The sequence below is a fragment of the Shewanella sp. 2_MG-2023 genome (assembly GCF_030548905.1).
GTDB lineage: Bacteria > Pseudomonadota > Gammaproteobacteria > Enterobacterales > Shewanellaceae > Shewanella > Shewanella electrodiphila.
This window is the reverse complement of the sequence record NZ_JAUOSO010000028.1, coordinates 25,868-43,351: the sequence shown is the minus strand read 5'-3', so window position 1 is coordinate 43,351 and position 17,484 is coordinate 25,868. Positions and strand designations below refer to the sequence as shown.

Annotated in this window: 16 protein-coding genes; 7 read left to right on the top strand and 9 right to left on the bottom strand. The window is 42.3% G+C overall.

All coding sequences use genetic code 11. From position 1 onward, the window contains the following. The 4 genes from ftsY to rpoH form a co-directional block, all read left to right on the top strand. Window positions 1-1,506 (top strand): signal recognition particle-docking protein FtsY (gene ftsY / locus Q4600_RS20165; RefSeq protein WP_303524431.1); only part of this gene is annotated, 1,506 nt, incomplete at its 5' end. Window positions 1,507-1,512: 6 nt separating this feature from the next. After that, window positions 1,513-2,205, top strand: a complete 693-nt coding sequence (gene ftsE / locus Q4600_RS20160) for a cell division ATP-binding protein FtsE (RefSeq protein ID WP_102526737.1) — start codon at window positions 1,513-1,515, stop codon at window positions 2,203-2,205. Next, complete coding sequence (gene ftsX, locus Q4600_RS20155) at window positions 2,205-3,170, top strand: permease-like cell division protein FtsX (protein ID WP_102526738.1); 966 nt, start codon at window positions 2,205-2,207, stop codon at window positions 3,168-3,170. Before ftsE ends, ftsX begins: the two co-directional genes overlap by 1 nt. A gap of 253 nt (window positions 3,171-3,423) precedes the next feature. Next, window positions 3,424-4,287, top strand: coding sequence for an RNA polymerase sigma factor RpoH (rpoH, locus tag Q4600_RS20150; protein ID WP_102526739.1), 864 nt, complete (start codon window positions 3,424-3,426; stop codon window positions 4,285-4,287). 94 nt (window positions 4,288-4,381) lie between these two features. On the opposite strand, the gene menE is transcribed toward rpoH, so the two are convergent. From menE to Q4600_RS20125, 5 genes are all read right to left on the bottom strand, one after another. Next, entirely contained in the window at window positions 4,382-5,908 is a 1,527-nt protein-coding gene (gene menE, locus Q4600_RS20145) for an o-succinylbenzoate--CoA ligase (RefSeq protein ID WP_303518244.1), read from the bottom strand. A gap of 38 nt (window positions 5,909-5,946) precedes the next feature. Next, window positions 5,947-7,044, bottom strand: coding sequence for an o-succinylbenzoate synthase (menC, locus tag Q4600_RS20140; protein WP_303518247.1), 1,098 nt, complete (start codon window positions 7,042-7,044; stop codon window positions 5,947-5,949). Window positions 7,045-7,099: 55 nt separating this feature from the next. Continuing rightward, window positions 7,100-7,870, bottom strand: a complete 771-nt coding sequence (gene menH, locus Q4600_RS20135; RefSeq protein ID WP_303518249.1) for a 2-succinyl-6-hydroxy-2,4-cyclohexadiene-1-carboxylate synthase — start codon at window positions 7,868-7,870, stop codon at window positions 7,100-7,102. Beyond that, window positions 7,870-9,600, bottom strand: coding sequence for a 2-succinyl-5-enolpyruvyl-6-hydroxy-3-cyclohexene-1-carboxylic-acid synthase (gene menD, locus Q4600_RS20130; protein WP_303518252.1), 1,731 nt, complete (start codon window positions 9,598-9,600; stop codon window positions 7,870-7,872). Before menD ends, menH begins: the two co-directional genes overlap by 1 nt. Before the next feature lie 155 nt (window positions 9,601-9,755). Further along, window positions 9,756-10,184 (bottom strand): Lrp/AsnC family transcriptional regulator, encoded by a 429-nt coding sequence (locus tag Q4600_RS20125; RefSeq protein ID WP_102526744.1) that lies wholly within the window; start codon window positions 10,182-10,184, stop codon window positions 9,756-9,758. 163 nt (window positions 10,185-10,347) lie between these two features. On the opposite strand from Q4600_RS20125, the gene yjeH reads away from it, so the two are divergent. Then, entirely contained in the window at window positions 10,348-11,616 is a 1,269-nt protein-coding gene (gene yjeH, locus Q4600_RS20120; RefSeq protein WP_102526745.1) for an L-methionine/branched-chain amino acid transporter, read from the top strand. Between the two features lie 115 nt (window positions 11,617-11,731). Here the strand turns inward: yjeH and Q4600_RS20115 are convergent, their stop codons facing one another. Further along, window positions 11,732-12,181 carry a TerB family tellurite resistance protein gene (locus tag Q4600_RS20115; protein ID WP_102526746.1) on the bottom strand — a complete coding sequence of 150 codons (450 nt, stop codon included), beginning with the start codon at window positions 12,179-12,181 and terminating at the stop codon, window positions 11,732-11,734. A 150-nt stretch (window positions 12,182-12,331) separates the two neighbouring features. Continuing rightward, the gene (locus Q4600_RS20110; RefSeq protein ID WP_102526747.1) at window positions 12,332-12,862 is read right to left on the bottom strand and encodes a DUF2780 domain-containing protein; all 531 of its coding nucleotides are present in this window, start codon (window positions 12,860-12,862) and stop codon (window positions 12,332-12,334) included. Between the two features lie 195 nt (window positions 12,863-13,057). Here Q4600_RS20110 and Q4600_RS20105 point away from each other — a divergent pair, with 195 nt between their 5' ends. Together Q4600_RS20105 and Q4600_RS20100 are read left to right on the top strand one after the other, a co-directional pair. After that, window positions 13,058-13,789 (top strand): hypothetical protein, encoded by a 732-nt coding sequence (locus tag Q4600_RS20105; protein WP_102526748.1) that lies wholly within the window; start codon window positions 13,058-13,060, stop codon window positions 13,787-13,789. 35 nt (window positions 13,790-13,824) lie between these two features. Then, window positions 13,825-15,228, top strand: coding sequence for a tetratricopeptide repeat protein (locus Q4600_RS20100; protein ID WP_303518255.1), 1,404 nt, complete (start codon window positions 13,825-13,827; stop codon window positions 15,226-15,228). 707 nt (window positions 15,229-15,935) lie between these two features. Here Q4600_RS20100 and Q4600_RS20095 read toward each other — a convergent pair. Together Q4600_RS20095 and Q4600_RS20090 are read right to left on the bottom strand one after the other, a co-directional pair. After that, window positions 15,936-16,280, bottom strand: coding sequence for a hypothetical protein (locus Q4600_RS20095; RefSeq protein WP_303518258.1), 345 nt, complete (start codon window positions 16,278-16,280; stop codon window positions 15,936-15,938). A 214-nt stretch (window positions 16,281-16,494) separates the two neighbouring features. After that, a complete protein-coding gene (locus tag Q4600_RS20090; RefSeq protein ID WP_303518260.1) occupies window positions 16,495-17,475 on the bottom strand; it encodes a LysR family transcriptional regulator in 981 nt (326 codons plus the stop codon). Between the last annotated feature and the right edge of the window lie 9 nt (window positions 17,476-17,484).

Genomic DNA, 17,484 nt, shown 5'->3' with positions numbered 1-17,484 from the left:
CGTCTTGCAGCAGAAAAAGAAGCTGCTGAAAAGGCTGAGGCTGAATTACAGGCTCAGCAATTAGCTGAACAGCAACGTGTTGAAGAACAAAACCGTCTTGCAGTAGAAAAAGAAGCTGCTGAAAAGGCTGAGGCTGAATTACAGGCTCAGCAATTAGCTGAACAGCAACGCGTTGAAGAACAAAACCGTCTTGCAGTAGAAAAAGAAGCTGCAGAAAAAGCTGAAGCTGACCGATTAGCTCAGGAACTTGCAGAACAACAATTAGCCGAGCAACAGCGCGCTGAAGAGCAAGCCCGTATTGAAGCTGAACAAAAGGCAGCAGAACAAGCAGCTTTAGAGTTGGCAGCTCAAGAAAAAGCGGCTGCTGATAAAGCTGAAGCAGATCGCCAAGCTGAGCAACAACGAGTCGCAGAACAAACTCGCCTTGCCGAAGAGCAATTAGCTCAAGAACAAAGAGAGCTAGAAGAGGCTGAACGTGCAGAAGCTCAGCGTCTGGAAGAGGAAGAAGCTGCTGCTCAAGCGGCACAAGAAGCAGAAACAACAGACGTTGTCGCAGAGCCTCAAGCTAAACCTGTTAAAGAAGGTCTTTTTGCTCGCTTAAAGCGTGGCCTAAAGCGCACCAGTGAAAACATTGGTAGTGGCTTTATGGGGATCTTTAGCGGTAAGAAGATTGATGATGATTTATTCGAGGAATTAGAAGAACAGCTGCTTATTGCCGATGTAGGTGTTGAAACCACCACTCGACTTATTGATAGCCTGACTGACAGCGCCTCTCGCAAACAGCTTAAAGACGCCGAAGCGCTTTATGATTTAATGCGCGATGAAATGCAAACCATTCTAGACCCTGTTGCGATTCCTTTAGTGCCTGAAAATGCCAATGGCCCATTTGTGATTTTAATGGTGGGTGTTAATGGCGTGGGTAAAACTACCACCATTGGTAAATTGGCAAAACAGTATCAAAAACAAGGCAAATCTGTCATGTTAGCTGCGGGTGATACCTTCCGTGCTGCAGCTGTTGAACAGTTACAAGTATGGGGACAGCGTAATGAAATCCCTGTGGTTGCTCAGCACACTGGTGCAGATAGCGCCTCAGTATTGTTTGATGCACTGCAAGCGGCTAAAGCACGTAATGTGGATGTATTAATTGCAGATACAGCAGGGCGTTTACAAAACAAAAGTCACTTGATGGAAGAACTGAAGAAAGTCGTTCGCGTGATGAAGAAATTAGACCCAGATGCGCCGCATGAAGTCATGTTAACGTTAGACGCAAGTACCGGCCAAAATGCGATTAGCCAAGCACAGCTGTTCCAGGAGGCTGTTGGCGTTACAGGTATCACGATCAGTAAATTAGATGGCACAGCAAAAGGTGGCGTAATTTTCGCGATTGCCGATAAGTTTAATATCCCTATCCGTCACATTGGTGTTGGTGAGCAGATTGATGACTTACGTACCTTTAATTCAAACGATTTTATCGAAGCATTATTTAGTCAGGATAAGGCAGAATAGTCACATATGATCCATTTTGAGCAAGTCAGTAAGATCTATCCGGGTGGCCAAAAAGCACTCTCTGAAGTCAATTTTCGTCTTCAACAAGGTGAAATGGCCTTTTTAACCGGACACTCTGGCGCAGGTAAAAGTACCTTGCTCAAATTGATCACTGTCATTGAGCGTGCCAGTGCCGGTAAAGTTTCTATTAATGGTCATGACATTGCCAAGCTTGGCAAAAAGCATGTGCCATATCTTCGCCGTAATATCGGCATGATTTTTCAAAACCATCACCTACTCATGGATAAAAGCGTGTTTGATAACGTGGCTTTACCATTAGTGATTGAAGGTTTTTCTCACGGTGAAATTCGTAAACGTGTTGCAGGCGCCCTTGATATGGTGGGCTTGTATGGCAAAGAGCGTCATTTACCAGTGATGTTGTCTGGCGGTGAGCAGCAACGTGTTGGTATTGCTCGCGCCATTGTGAATAAACCGCCTTTACTGCTTGCCGATGAGCCAACAGGTAACTTAGATCCTAAGTTATCGATGGACATTCTACGCTTATTTGAAACCTTCCATGACTCTGGCACCAGCGTCCTAATCGCAACCCATGATTTGGGCTTAATTGCGCGAATGAAATACCGCACCTTAACTTTACGCCAAGGCAAAATGCTTGGTGGTGATGAAATCTATTCAGCTGATACTCAGGGGCAGATTTAATGTCGAATAAAGTTAAGATAACCGCGAGTAAACTGCCCTTTACTGGGCGTTTAGTGATGTTTTTTGTACGTCATATTCAACAAGCAATGGCCAGTATTGGTGAGCTGTGGCGTAACCCTGTGTCATCGGTGATGACAATGGCAGTGCTTGGAGTCAGCTTGAGCTTACCTGCTGCACTACAAGTCCTAGTTAAAAATGCTGAAAATATTACTCAGTCTTGGAATAACGCAGCAGAAATCTCGCTATTTATTAATGAAGGCCGTAGTGAACAGTCAATACAAAGTCTGATTTCACGGATTAATGTCTATTCCGAAGTGGATGTGGTGCACTACATTAATCGCGACCAAGCTTTAGAAGAATTTCAACGTTTATCAGGTTTTGGTGAAGCATTATCTTATCTCGATAGTAATCCGTTACCTGCAGTGGTGGTGGTTACGCCATTAGCACGACATTCAAGCCCTGAAGGTGCAAGAAAGTTGCTCGACAAGCTTGAGCGTGAACCTGAGGTCAGTTTTGGTCGTTTAGATATTGAATGGCTTGAACGATTACAAGCCATGGTGAGACTGATTGAACGCACTGTACTTGCCATTGCAGCCTTATTAGTGCTCGCGGTGGTGTTAGTTATTGGTAACACCATTCGATTAGCGATCATGAATCGCCGCACCGAAATCGAAGTGATGAAGTTAGTTGGTGCAACGGAAGCCTTTATTCAAAGGCCCTTCTTATATACCGGTATTTGGTATGGAGTGATTGGCGGTGTGCTCGCCTGGATCATCATTAACCTTTTAGTCTGGTATCTTGATTCTGCCCTTGCTGAGTTACTTGGCTTATACGGTAGCCAACTGCAAATTCAAGCCTTAAGTATGGCTGAGTTAGTCAAATTGGTGCTATTGGCTTCTTTCTTAGGCTGGTTAGGCTCATACCTCTCTGTTAGGCAGCATTTACGCGCAATTGAACCTTCTTAATATTACTGTCGTATTGTAGTGGCAATATATGATGTCCAAATGTGTTGGTAAGATTATTTTGGACTAAAAATGAACATTTGTTCACTTGCAATTGCTTTGGATTCAGCAGAGTATAATTCAGCGCGCATTTTGTGTGCATCCTTGTGTTGAACCACTGTTGACATATGTTGTCCGATAATAGATAGTTCACCACTTAACTTAAAATATTTTAAGTTACATAAGTGTTAAAAACGCAGTAATAGTAGGAGCTTTAATGGCCTTTCAATCGCAATCTATGTCACTCACTGTCCCTAGAGGAAGTAGCAGCTTAGAAGCTTATATGCAATCAGTCACAGGCATCGAGATGCTTGGGGCAGACGAAGAGCAGGAGCTTGCAAAACGCTTGCAAGAAACTGGCGACCTACATGCTGCAAAAAAACTGATTATGTCTCACTTGCGCTTTGTTGTGCATGTGGCGAAAGGTTATTCTGGGTATGGTTTGCCACAAGCAGATCTTATTCAAGAAGGTAACATCGGTCTGATGAAAGCGGTAAAACGTTTTGATCCTGGTGTTGGCGTTCGCTTGGTATCTTTTGCAGTGCATTGGATTAAAGCTGAAATTCATGAGTACGTGCTTAAAAACTGGCGTATTGTGAAGGTCGCAACAACCAAAGCGCAACGTAAATTATTCTTCAATATTCGTAAAACTAAAAAGCGTTTAGGCTGGTTTAGCGACGAAGAAGTCGGCATGGTAGCAGAGAATTTAGGGGTGTCTAAAAAAGACGTCACCGAAATGGAGTCGCGTATGGCGGCACAAGATCCTGCATTTGATTTAGCCAGCGACAATGACGATGACAGCAGTGTTGATTTTGCACCTGTTCATTATTTGGAAGATCATTCTTCTGATGTAGCCGTTGAAGTTGAAAATGAAAATTGGGAATCAGATTCTCAAGCGCGTTTATTTTCAGCGATTAAAACTCTAGACGAGCGTAGCCAGCATATTTTGCGTGCACGTTGGTTAGATGATGATAAAACGACTCTGCAAGAATTAGCATCAACTTATCAAGTTTCTGCTGAGCGTATCAGACAGCTTGAAAAGAACGCGATGAACAAACTTAAATCTTGCATGGAAATCTAATTCCGCTTGGTTAAGTTTATAATTAAAACCTGCTACGGCAGGTTTTTTTATGGCTTTTTTTAGCTCTGTTATAGAAGCGTTGTGGGACTTTACCCTACAAAGGCAATCTTTGCTTTACTGCGGCAATAATCGCTTTACGAGGGATCTTAAGGCTAGTGGTTTTGATACCGGTTGGCCAAGAGTAATAATGTCTTGGGCGCTTGAAACGAGCAATTCTTTCAAGAATAAATTGCTCGATTGAATTAACTTGTGCTGTTGATAATTGGGCTTCTACTGGAACAGTCGCAGTCTGTTGGCTTGATAGTTCACTATTCTTGAGTTGAATGATAGCTGCAGGCAATAAGCTGAATGTCTTATCTTCTTCTGCAAACACAAGCGCATTTTCGATTAAGGGGTGTGCTTTTAATGCTGCTTCAATCTCTTCTGGGTGAATATTTTCACCACCGCAAATAAACATGTTATCGGCGCGACCAAGTAAGCGAAGGTTACCAGAATCATCCAGTTCGCCTAAATCTTGGGTGTTAAACCAGCCTTGTTCATCAGTGACTTTTTCAGCAATACATTGATGGTGTGAAGGTACAGTATTATCGGTTACTGCAACAGTTAAATAACCTAAGAATAGGCAGTCGCCTTTTACCCAAATAGTGCCATCTCTAATTTCCATTTGTCTGTGGCTTAATGGCTTTCCTAAATGGCCCTGAGGGTTTATCAAAGCTGTTGTGATTTGTGAACTCATTTCAGACATGCCATAACTGCAATATGCATTAATATGTCTGTCAGCGAGCGCTGAGACTAATTTAGCTTCTATGGCGCCGCCGCCTAATAACAAGGCTTTTACTTGATCTAATGCTTGCGGGTGCTGGGCCAAAATTTTACTTAATTGCGCAGCCACTAACGAGACATGACTGATTTCGTTGCCGCTAATTTGTTGCCATAAAGGCTGATTATTACTCAGGACCACACATGCCCCAGCGAGCGCACAACGATTAATGATGGCTAAACCACCAATATGAAACAAAGGTAGCGATAATAACCAGGTGTCACCGCTTTTGAGGCTAATTTTTTCAGCCGAGCCCTGTGCACTGGCAATGTGATTTGATAAACAATGCACCACGCCTTTTGGGGTACCACTAGAGCCAGATGTGAGAATGATATTCAGTGGCTTTTTGCTATCAATACTTGGCTTACTTTGAATTGGAGCAGGATGTTCACACTCTAGTTGAAGATCAATTTTGAGCCGTTGTTGGGTCCCATCACTGATATTGAAATCAGGCTGCTGCGCCTCTGACCAATAAAAATCAATCTTAAAACGCTGACATAATTGGGCTTGTTGCGATACAGGAAACTTAGGTGATATTGGCAAAAATATCGCGCCTAAATCAACGCATGCCCAATAAAGGCAAATCATTTCGAGGTTATTAAGGCTGATACAAGCGAGACGGCTATTATGACTAACGCCTTGCTTTTGCAGCGATCTCACAAGGTTAGTAACCAGCGCACTTAACTTAAGGTAACTGATTACGTCACTATGCTTAATACTGGCTTTATCGCCGTTATCTGTTTGCTGAATAGCTATAGTTTCGGGCATGTCTAAAGCTGTTTGGTGTAGCGGAGAAATCATCACAAAACCTTTGTTAATCTGTCTGACTATGGCGTTTCTTATTCATTAGTATAGCGATTGATTAGCTGAGTAACTTGTGGATTCAGTTGATTATTCGCGAGCATTAACGGCTCGCTAAAGTTAGCTAGCGTGTCGAGCCCCGGGATTTCATCAGGGGTTAACTGTGCGGCTAGCGTCGCTAAGTCGTTAATCCCCAGGTTAGCTTCTAAACTTGAGCTAAATATACAACGCACGCCATGTTCTGTGGCGGTTTCAATGAGTTTCGCTAGTTTGTCGATATTGCCAATAATCATCGGCTTGATGATAAGTGCTGCTAACCCATCAAACATAGTAAATTGATAGTCTGCATCATTTAACGTTTCATCTAGCGCAAAAGGAATCTTAAGTGCTTGATAAACCATGCGGCTTTCTTTGAGCGTTTGACAAGGTTCTTCAATGTATTCGATGCTGGCTTTTGGTAAGCATGCCAGAAACTCAATGGCTTGCTCAGCACTAAAACCTTGATTCGCATCAAGGCGTAATTTGAGCTTTGGATTAATAGATAATATCTGATGAATAAACTGGATTTCTTGTTCTATTGAAGCTTGAGCCACTTTGACTTTTATTGCATAAGTACGTTTAGGTAGCGTATTTATTTTGGCCGCTAACGCTTCATTAGTCGTGTCAGGTTGATAATAAAATAAACTGATTTTTCGATCATCAACATGGGCATATTGAAATGCCGAACTAAACTTAGTCGCTAATAAGCTGAGCCCAAATGCTGCAGAGGGCAGTTTTATTTCACTGGCAATATTAGCTAATTCGGTTAACGGCTTATTGATTAACAGCGGTAATTGCTGCTGGAGTAATGCAATCACTTGTTCAAGTGATTCTTCGCTAAATCCAACAAGAGGTTTGTTGTTGGTATCTACGCCTGACAAAGGGCTGATTTCGACACTTTCGCATTGACCATGATTTAATTGAGCATGATTTAATTGAGCACTGATGACTAAACCAAACCGTTGATCGATGCGCTGAGTTGCCACAGGCAATGTGGGTGATAATGGGATTTGGTAACGGTGCAGTGTAAGCTCACTGATGATGGCAAGTTCGACTTGTTCAAGGCTAGAAGTTTCATTGTTATCACCAGTGTGCATAAAGCGTAAATCCTTTTATTAACGAATACTCACCGCTTAACAGTGTTGTTAGCAGTTATGGGTAAAGCAGCTGTATGACGCTTGCTGCAAACATCTTTGGTTGCGCTTTATGGGTATTGTGCCCTGAATGTGGGATTGTGATCACCGATAAATCAATTTTCTGTTGCCACTTCTCTGCCAAGTTAGAAAATTTATTGTCATTTTCACCCACCAATAGATATCTCGGGCAGTGTAATTGTTTCAGTACTTTTTGGCCATTATCTTGTAATCCAAGTGAAGTGCTCTGAAAGCAATGCAGTAACGCTTGAGGATTATTTTTACTACGAATATTAATCAGCTGTTCACGAGCATCATTATTTAATTCAGCAAAAACCGGCTGTTGATACCATTCACTTAAAAAAGTTCTTAATGGCTTTGACGCTAGTTTCTCTGCCCATTTCTGATCGTGTTTCAGTCTGGTTTGCTTATCACGTGTGGAACATAAACCTAAATGAGCCGACTCCAACATAAGACTCAATAGTGCCGCAGGATGGAATTTAGCGATATGCAACGCTACTCGGCCACCTAAAGAGTATCCCAGCAAATGAAATTGCGGATAACCTAGATTAATCACTTGATGGGTAATGGTATCAGCAAGGGCTTCAAAGCCTGGCGTTGGCAATATCTGCTCGTTTTCACCATGGCCTGGCAGATCGATGCAAATACAATGAAAGTATTGGCTTAGGGTGGGTAAGCAAGCTTGCCAATCTTCTTTGGAACCTAAAAAACCATGTAATAAAACCAGTGCAGGTAATGCGGTGTCACCGTATCGTTTAATGGTTGGCATTAGTGTTGTTTCACCCATTGTGCAATGAGCTTGATTTGATCGCTTGCTTGATTAGGGCTGACATTGACTTCAATCACAGAAGTGCCTGCAAAGGCCATTGCATCAACATAAGCTTCATCAAAGGTGGTTAAACAATCCACTTGGTTATATGGCAAACCAAACATGGCGGCAGCATAACCAAATTCCAGTCCGTGACTCAAACGGTAATATTCATCTCTTACTGCTTCATTAGGCACAGGTAATAAGTTGAAAATATTGCCGCCATCATTATTCAAAATCACAATCACAAACGGACTGTTAATTTGCTTGGTTATGGCGAGCGAATTAAGATCGTGCAAACTTGAAATATCACCAATGAGTAGGGTGCTTGGCTGTTTACTGGCGAGTGCCATTCCGCTTGCTGTAGCAATTAATCCATCGATGCCAGATGCACCTCGATTGGTATAAATCGCAGGCGTTTCGCAGGTAATAGGTGAATACATATCGTATAAGCGAACTGGCAAGCTATTACCAATAAACCATTGATGTTTCGAGGTCTGCACCTTAGCTATTTGGCGAACAACTTGGGGTTCACCAAAGCTGCTTTGGTCAATATGCTGTGTTAGCAATGCTTCAATATTTTGATTCATTTCTACTAATGACAGCGCCCAATTGGCAGAAGATGATCTTGGCCACTGCGCACCGCACATTGCTGAGACACTAGCGAGCCATATCCGTTTCGACTGATGGTTAGGGTCAAGGCGCTGTTGAGTCGGTAAGACTTGCCAGTAGCTATGCCATTGTTGCTCAGCAATAAAACTGATCAGCCTTTTAGAAATAAAACGCCCGCCAAATACCAATACACGGTCTGCTTGTTCGACAAATTTAGCCGCTTTGGGGTTGAGCATTAGCTGATCAATATGGCCAATTACACTTGGGTGTTGCCTGAGCTGAGACTGTGCATCGACCACAATGGGCCAGCTCAATTTTTGCCCCAGTTCAATAATCTGTTGTGGATTATCTTTTGGAGATAAGGTGCCCACCACAATCACGCCTTTGCCATGGACGAAACGCATCATGGTGTCTTCAGTAGGTAAGTTGCTACTAGATGCTTGACCATAATCAGTATAGGGAAATGCGTGATTTAGCCAGTCTGAAATTGGCGTCACATAACCAGATAATGATGTTTTAACAAGTTGAGATAAGGTTTCTAATTCGCTTGGGTATAACGGCTCACGGTACATACAATTGAAATGTACTGGTTGAGTTTGATTACTCACTACTTCATCGATGGTAGTGAGCAAAGTATTTGGGGCGATGGCTAAATCTGGCGTTGGTAAATTAACTTGTTTAGCATAATCGGCGAATATTGCGGGTTGCACAATGGCTTGGTTTGCGCCACAACCGATTAATTCAGGCGGTCTATCGCCACTTAACACAATCAAAGGAACTTGAGTTAACCAGGCTTCTACAATTGCTGGATACAGGTTGGCGACTGCTGTGCCAGATGTGGTGACAATTGCTACAGGGCTATTACTGGCTTTTGCTAAACCAAGCGCCATAAAACCTAAACCACGTTCATCGAAGTGTAAATGCCGTTCAAGTTTATCTTGGGCAGCAGCGGCTAACGTTAATGGTGTTGAACGAGAACCAGGTGCCATGCATACGTGTTTTACGCCAAGCCGAGCCAGCTCTTCAAGGATGAGTGCACCCCAAAGTAAATTGATGTCAGAATTAGGCCGTGTTTGCATAGTGTTAAATACCCAATTTATAGTGTTTGAAACCTGTAGTTTCAACATACTTGTTTAAGTTTAATCGACTTAAAAAGTGTTATTTATTTTAGTCTCTTATCAGCATTGTTGGCTATTTTACCAGTATAACCAATAAATTAATTTGAGAATGTGCGTTACGCTTGATTGTTAATCCATTCACTCATTACCACGTGGGTTTTAATTTTGACGATATCTACCTGGGCATCAATGTACTCACGAATTTCATGCAGTCGTTTCATCGATGCGGCATTAACATAAACCAACAGATCCATTTCGCCAGTGATCCCTTGGCAAGTTATGACTTCAGGTATGGCATGAAATACGTGCACAACATCGGCACAATTAGCGCGTTCATGTTGTATTTCAAAGTATGCCGATACGCCTTCTTTTTGCGACTCACTTAATAAAACTTGATAGCCACGAATTACACCAGATTGTTCAAGTTTTTTTATCCGCTCAGTAACCGCACTCCGTGATAAGCTCACAGCTTCAGAGATATGAGAAATACTTTGACGAGCATTTGCTCTTAACGCATTTAAAATGAGTTGATCAAATTTATCCATTTTGATTCCAGTCGTTAGAAATACAATATCCGTCATATTGTTGGTAACTTTATTAATTGCCGTCAAAATGTCGGTTTTATAAGTGTTTTTGCAGAGTGATTACGGCAGTTTGTATCCAATAACCATTTTATAATTCTTGCAAACACCACCATAGAGCAAGCTAATGAATCAAATTACAGGAACGATAGGGCGCTGGCAAGGTGCCGGACTGATGGCCACCACTTTGCTTGGTACAGGGGTATTTATTTTACCGCAAATGACCATTGCAGTAGCAAATAGTGGTGCTTTATTGGCATGGATTATTTTGACCGTCGCCATTTTGCCTGTGGCAGTGGTATTTGGTTTACTTGCTAGCCGTTTTCCTCATGCAGCAGGGCCAGCCTATTTTATTGAAAAAGCCTTTGGTACCACTGCGGGGCGCACGATTGGATTGATCTTTTTGTTTGTGATCCCGATTGGTGCACCAGCGGCAATTCTAATGACTTTTCAATTCATGGATGCCTTAGTTTCTATCACAGGGTGGGGTCAGTTAGTGGCTGAGCTGATGATTGTGTTGGTGCTGTTATTGCTGAACTATCGCGGTATTCAGGTCTCTGCCAAATTGCAGTTTGCGTTGACTTTAGCCATTGTGGCAGTTGTCGCAGTGTTATTTAGTGCCAGTGGCACAAATGTCAGTGAAGCTGGTGCATTCACAGAGTTAGCTTCAGCTGAGGTTTCGACAGTCATGCTAGCCATGGGGATTGGATTTTGGAGCTTTTTAGGTATTGAAGCCATGACGCATTTAGCCAATGACTTTAAAAACCCTAAAAAAGACATGCTACCAGCAATGATGATTGGCACGGTATTAGTCGGCATCATTTACCTTATTTGCACCTTATTGCTATTGATGGTGCCTAGCGATAAAGAAGGATTAGCAATGATCCACACTTTCGAAACGTTATTGGGTAATGTGGTGTGGCAGGGCATGGGAGCGCAAGTCATTGGCATTTTGGGCATTGCTAGCGGCATTGCGACGGTTAACGTCTATTGCGCCAGCGCAGCACGTTTACTGTGGAGCTTTAGCAAAGAAGGCGTATTACCGAGTTACTTTAGCAAACTCAATCAATTTGGTGTGCCGCTGAGAGCATTAGTGACGATTTTATTGACCATGGTATTAGTCATCAGCTTTACTTTTGTTACTGAGCAAAAACTCGAGGACTTAATTGCTTGGAGTAACGGCGTATTCATTATTATCTATTTATTGACCATGTTATCAGCGGCAAAATTGCTCAGTAAACGCTATTTACCACTCGTGGTTGGTGGTTGCATATTTTGTCTAGGGGTGGGAGTAGCTCTGGCTGAAAATATGTTGTATTCCTTTATCTTAGTTATAGTGGTTGCGCCATTTATGTATTGGCAAAAACAGCATCAAACGCGTAAACAAGCGGCTTAACTTAAGGTTTGATTGCGCAGAAATGTAAAAACGGGACTTTCTAAAGAAAGCCCCGTTTTTATTTGTCTTATAGCCAACAGCTTAAGCGTAAAGCTTAGTGCTTAAGGGGAGGAACTTAGCGTTCTTCCATGGCAATATTGCGCATTTGAATCACTTCACTGTGCTTTAAATAAAGTAAATCAGCGGTGCGGCGAATAATTTGGTCTTCATTTCGGCATAACTTGCCATCCGAGTAAGCCAACTTCCACATACACAGAAGTAATTTTTGCTTTTGCTCAATGGAACACTGAGCATTAATTTCTGCAGTAAACTCGAATAATGAAATTGAATTGCCTTGAACTAACTTGGCTTCGTCAATTAATGCGTTTGCTTCAGCAGCACTGATATTTAAATTGTCGCTAATTATTCCAGGAAGCATCGCTACTTCTTGCTCGTCTAGCGTTTCATCGGCATACATGACCTCAAGCAATAAACTTACTGCAGCTAATTTTAACTGTTGCGCTTGATCTTCTGGGGTCGTTGCTTGAGCATGCGACTGTAAAAACTGTTTCAGTTTCGCGATCATATGGCCTCCTAAACGTCTTTAAAACAATGCAGCTGTACTGACTATTTTAGTGAGTATTGAAAAGTGAATATAAGGTTAAGCTTAACAGAGACAATAATGCCGAGCGAATGGCTCGGCATTAAATAAAATTAATCCTAAATCAGCGAGTCATTAAAGTAATGAATTCACGCCTTTCATTAACAAATCAACAGTACCTTCAGTGCCGTTGGTTTCTAGGTATGATTTGGCAATATCAACCATTGGCGCAACGTATTCTTTTTTAATGCCTAACTGTTCGAACGCGTCGTATACCATTGCAGCGCCTTCAAATGACTTACCTAAATCACCTGCTTGAGATAATAAACCTGACATGCCATCGTCCGATGCTAATGCAGGTACTGCAGATAAAAGTGTGTCAGCTCCAGGAATGCTGTTTGATAACTGGCTAAAGTCAGAATCGCCTAAGTTAGACTGCGCAAGGCTTAGCAAGGTGCCTAAACCGCCTTCCGCTTGATCTTTACTGAGGCCAAGTTGTGACATTACGTTACCTACTAAATCAGTAGATTGTGCATCAGCGGTAGTCTCTACTTTTTCTACTTTCTTTTCATCGGTGCCAAAAACACTGTCTAACCAACCCGCTTGTGCTGGAGAAGTAACTGCAAACATTGCGACTAAAAGACTTACTGCTGGGCTTAATTTCATCGTGGCCATCCTGTGGTTTATGTTGAATGATTAAAAGTGAGTTTTCGATATCCTGTGACCATTTTAACGTTATTCACAAATTTGTGACAAATGATTTAACTAACTTTACTCTCACTTGATATCAATTGTGCAAAAACACAGTTTTTTCGGTATCCTTAGCAGCATATTTATCTATTTTTGATTATTGGAAGTCCCATGTCATTGTCTGCAATTTTGACTGAAGCATATAATTTCTTTCGTAACCACGTGGCGCAACTTGCCTCACTAACAGTGCCATTACTGTTAATTCAAGTCATGATCCAAGTGTGGCTTGGCAGTGAGTTGGCTGCCCAAGCGGAAGTTGAAGTACCGCAATTTGGCGCTATCCATGGTGCTGCTATGATGGTGCTACTATTAATCTTCTCGTTGCTTATCGCTGCATTAACCTTATACCTAGAAGTTCGCTCACGCGGGCATGACGTTACTCCAGGTATGGTGCTGAAAAACAGCTTTACCTTTGTACCGCCATTATTATTAGCTGGAGTATTCTCTGGCTTAGCTATCTTGGCGCCGGTGATGTTATTTGCGGTATTCGGTCCGTTTTGGATTATCGGGTTGAGTATCAGCTTTTATTTGTTTGCTCGCCTTGCCTACGTTAACTTTATGGTGATCGTTGAGCGTGTAACTCCATTAGAAGCCATTAAAAGCAGCTTTAAATTTTCATCGCCAATCGTGCTGAAAACCATGATGATATTAATGCTTTACCTACCATTATCAATGGTCGGTGGTATCGTTATACAGCTGACAGAGTTCGGTGGATTCCCGCTACGCGTCATTATTGATACCTTGTTCGCATTTTTAGGACTTTTCGTTAACGTTGCACTGTTTAGATTGTATATGGTTAACCGTAGTACTGATGATAAAGAGTCAGAGACCACTGAAATCTAAGTGAAAAGTTAATAACAGCAGAGGAGTAACCGCCAGTGTTAAATGATATTGAGTTTATTGGCGGCTTCTCGGCTGAGATAGTGGATGATTACACCAAAGCTAAAAGTTATGTGCGCGATATTCCTACCCAAGCTTTGGTGTTTGTTCGCAGCTTTACCCATCAAGTCACTTCGTTACTGGCTCAGAAGCAGTCGGTAAAGTTTAATAGTCCCAACTTATATGATCGCATCGAGCAGCTCAATCGCATGCGCTTTATTGATGTGCCTACAACCAGAGCATTGCATCGACTGCGTAGTGACGGTAACCGCGGCGCACATCCAGAGAAATACCATTTAACCCAAGAGCAATTAGTCTCACTTGCTGAGAAAACGATTAAGAATATCTTGTCGTTAATCACCCTGCTTTATCCAAAAGTACATCGTAAAAAAGCGCCTGAATATCAATTTGAAGCGTTTGATTCGTTTGTTGGTCGTGAGCTTTGCTATCAAGCGGTGATGCATAACGATCATCAAGCTCAATATCTTGTAGGTATGTCTTTAAAATCAAAGGCGTTGATGCAGCAAGAACAAGAGCAGTCGCTTGATCAAAATGAGGCAGAGCATGCCGAATCAGTGAGCACATTCAAGCAAGCCGCGAACTGGTTTGAATTGGCATCTGAGCATCACCAGCAAGCACTATTTGAAAATGGAGTGGCATTACTACATGGTTATAACGGCCATAAAAATGCCGTTGCAGGTGAGTTGGCGATTGAGCGCGCAGCCCAAGCAGATGTTGTTGAGGCCAAAGCGTTATTAGGTTTCTTCTACTTAGTTGGCAGTGAAAACTTTAGCCCAGACTTAGCAATAGCGGCAACTTGGTTAGAGCAAGCAGCATTGGCGGAAAATACCGAGGCGATGTCAAATCTCGGCGTGTTGTATTATCAGCAACAACAACTGGATAAAGCGTTTGAGTGGATTAATAAAGCTGCCCAAGCAGGTTATCCTCATGCCCAGTATCACTTAGCCTTAATGTTATTTAACGGCGAAGGCTGTGAGGCTAATGCTAATACAAGCGAACATTGGTTAGCGGAAGCCGCCGAGCAAGGGCAACTTGATGCGATGTTTATGCGCGCACAACATATGCTAAATGATGATTCTGGTTTAGGCACCGATGTGTGTTTAGCTGAGCGATATTTACGTGATGTGATTAACTACGGCCGCAGTGTTCCCGCGATGATAGAGCTCAGTGTTGCATTGGCCGATGGCGTCTTTAAACGCATTGATGTGGTGGAATCAGCGTCACTGCTTAAACTTGCTAAACAATATGCTAATGATGAACAAGCTGAAATCATCGAGCCGATTTGGCAGTCATTGCAGATCCAAATCGATAATGTGATTGAACTTAAACCCAGTGATGAAGAGCTTAAATCCTTGATTCATGCACAAGGGATCTTGGCTTAATTTTATTTTTGGGTTAGTTCATTTCTTTTTTATAAAGAAGATCAAAGTCGTGGCGCTTCGCCCACACCAGACCAAAAGGGAGTGAACGGCAACTCCCTCTTGGATCTCCCATCCGCTCCATTGAAGTGTTATTTCCTCAGTCTTATAAGTGAGTTTACTAACGCCTCAGATTCGCCATCCCTGGCTCAACTGAGGCTATCTCGACATCCATGTCGAGCTTACGCAAATTCACTCAACGCCTTCGGACACTTCAAACGGAGAATCTTTAGCTTGCTAGCTCATTGGTCTGGATACTCCTATATTTAGAGTCAATCAAGAGAATTGCGTAAGTCCAGACATGGATGTCTGGCTAGCTTTTGGGGGGAAGGGACGCCCCATCAGAAGCGTTAGTGATTTTCGATGGTGGACGAAGAACTTACCAAATCTGGTTTCAGTCTAGATAAATTTCCGTTGGAAATAATCGTTTTTCAGATTATTTCGCCGGAACGGCAAGGGATATCGAAAAGGGAAATGCTGTTGTTTCCCTTTCGTCGGGTGTGGGCGAAGCGCCACGACTTTAGTTCTTGACTACACTTAAATCTGGGTTATAAAAAAACACCGCCATTTGGCGGTGTTTTTAGTTTGAGCTAAATAAATTCAAAAGCCTTAATAAACATCATGGCCAATTAACCTCTGGGGGAATTAAGGATAACTGACCATATGAATATTTAGCCTGCTTGATGTTCGAAAGTTCGGCCGCCTGATGATGGATTTGAGCGTTTAAACATTTCCGATTTATACAATGATTGCTCGCGCTCTACATTTGGATTATCACGGTACACTTCATCTTGCTGTGAACGGTTTCCGAAAATTGGCTGCATTTTAGGTGCTAGGTATTTACGGCCTAGTAAGTTAAGTCCGATAAAGCTCACTAGAGCGAATACCAGTAAAAATGGTAGCAATACAATCGTGGTAAGTGCGATAGCAATTATCGACAGTAGTGCTAAAAATGGGTGCATGGTGCCAACGCGCTGCTTGACCTGTGCTTGATTTACAAACTGATTAAAGTTCATTGATGTTCCTCAATTAAGCTGGCTGAGCGTGTATCAAAAGGGCGATGGATACAGTTTCAGTCTTTCATAAAATCACTTTTTACAGTGATGACAACTTCAGTGTGCAATAAAACACCTATTAACGTCACGTTAATCCTGATTAATGTTTGATTATGATAGCTACTCACAACGTTTTAAAAACCATAACAACTTGTATTAATGGCTGTTATTAATCTTATTTCAGCATTTCTATTTCAGTTTGATTGACTGCTTTAGCGACACTTTCACATATCATGTTTCTTAGCCACAAGTGTCCAGGAGCTTGGCTGTTACGTTCATGCCATAACAACACATAAGCCATAGGCATAAAATCAAATGGCAACGGGATTTCTTCAAGGGGGTATAACTTGACAGCGTGCCGCGCAAAGCTCGATGGCAGAGTAAAAATGAGGTCGCTATGGGCACAAATACTCGCCGCGCCATAAAAGTCTGGCACTGTAGTGCTGATACGACGGCGCAAATTGAGATCGGCTAAGTAATAATCTAATGCCCACCAATCATTGCCTTCACAGCGCACTTGTACATGGGACATGCTCAAATAGCTGTCTCTATCCCATTTTTTTTGTTTGATAGCGTCTAACATTGGATGATCTTTACGCACTAAACAGACTTGCTTATCTTTAAATAAGGTCTGATATTCAATGCCATCAGGCAGTTGCTCTATTTTTATATCAGCTTGAGGGTGCGTATCTCGACCGGCAATTCCAAAATCGATTTGGCCAAGTTGTAAGTCTTGGATTGATTTTTCGGTCCACACATATGAGTCGAGTTTGACGTTAGGTGCATCGTGTAAAATTCTGCCAATGAAATAAGGCAGTAATGTTTCGTAGGCACTCTCGACCATAGAAAACGAAAAATGCTGGTGACTGCTGGCTGGTATAAATGTCGGTGGTTGGGTCAGTTGATGTAAGGTCTGTAAAATTTGCGGTAATTGCAGTCCTAATTGCACCGCATGGGCTGTCGGCTTTAGACCATGAGCTGTTCGCTGGAATAGCGGATCATCAAGTGTGGTTCGCAAGCGATTAAGACTTTTACTCAACGCAGACTGGCTTAAGTGTAAGCGGCTTGCTGCGCGAGTGACGCTTTGCTCTTCAAGTAATACCTGCAAAATGACCAGCAAGTTTAAATCTATTTTGGCGAGATTATCGATATTCATGTGATATTC

Excerpts from the sequence above, each read along its gene's own strand:
- Q4600_RS20095 (WP_303518258.1), bottom strand. The coding sequence starts at position 16,280 with ATGAACTTTAATCAGTTTGTAAATCAAGCACAGGTCAAGCAGCGCGTT.
- Q4600_RS20090 (WP_303518260.1), bottom strand. The coding sequence starts at position 17,475 with ATGAATATCGATAATCTCGCCAAAATAGATTTAAACTTGCTGGTCATT.
- menC (WP_303518247.1), bottom strand. The coding sequence starts at position 7,044 with ATGCACACTGGTGATAACAATGAAACTTCTAGCCTTGAACAAGTCGAA.
- menD (WP_303518252.1), bottom strand. The coding sequence starts at position 9,600 with ATGCAAACACGGCCTAATTCTGACATCAATTTACTTTGGGGTGCACTC.
- menE (WP_303518244.1), bottom strand. The coding sequence starts at position 5,908 with ATGATTTCTCCGCTACACCAAACAGCTTTAGACATGCCCGAAACTATA.
- rpoH (WP_102526739.1), top strand. The coding sequence starts at position 3,424 with ATGGCCTTTCAATCGCAATCTATGTCACTCACTGTCCCTAGAGGAAGT.
- Q4600_RS20115 (WP_102526746.1), bottom strand. The coding sequence starts at position 12,181 with ATGATCGCGAAACTGAAACAGTTTTTACAGTCGCATGCTCAAGCAACG.
- Q4600_RS20110 (WP_102526747.1), bottom strand. The coding sequence starts at position 12,862 with ATGAAATTAAGCCCAGCAGTAAGTCTTTTAGTCGCAATGTTTGCAGTT.
- ftsX (WP_102526738.1), top strand. The coding sequence starts at position 2,205 with ATGTCGAATAAAGTTAAGATAACCGCGAGTAAACTGCCCTTTACTGGG.
- Q4600_RS20125 (WP_102526744.1), bottom strand. The coding sequence starts at position 10,184 with ATGGATAAATTTGATCAACTCATTTTAAATGCGTTAAGAGCAAATGCT.
- Q4600_RS20105 (WP_102526748.1), top strand. The coding sequence starts at position 13,058 with ATGTCATTGTCTGCAATTTTGACTGAAGCATATAATTTCTTTCGTAAC.
- ftsE (WP_102526737.1), top strand. The coding sequence starts at position 1,513 with ATGATCCATTTTGAGCAAGTCAGTAAGATCTATCCGGGTGGCCAAAAA.
- menH (WP_303518249.1), bottom strand. The coding sequence starts at position 7,870 with ATGCCAACCATTAAACGATACGGTGACACCGCATTACCTGCACTGGTT.
- yjeH (WP_102526745.1), top strand. The coding sequence starts at position 10,348 with ATGAATCAAATTACAGGAACGATAGGGCGCTGGCAAGGTGCCGGACTG.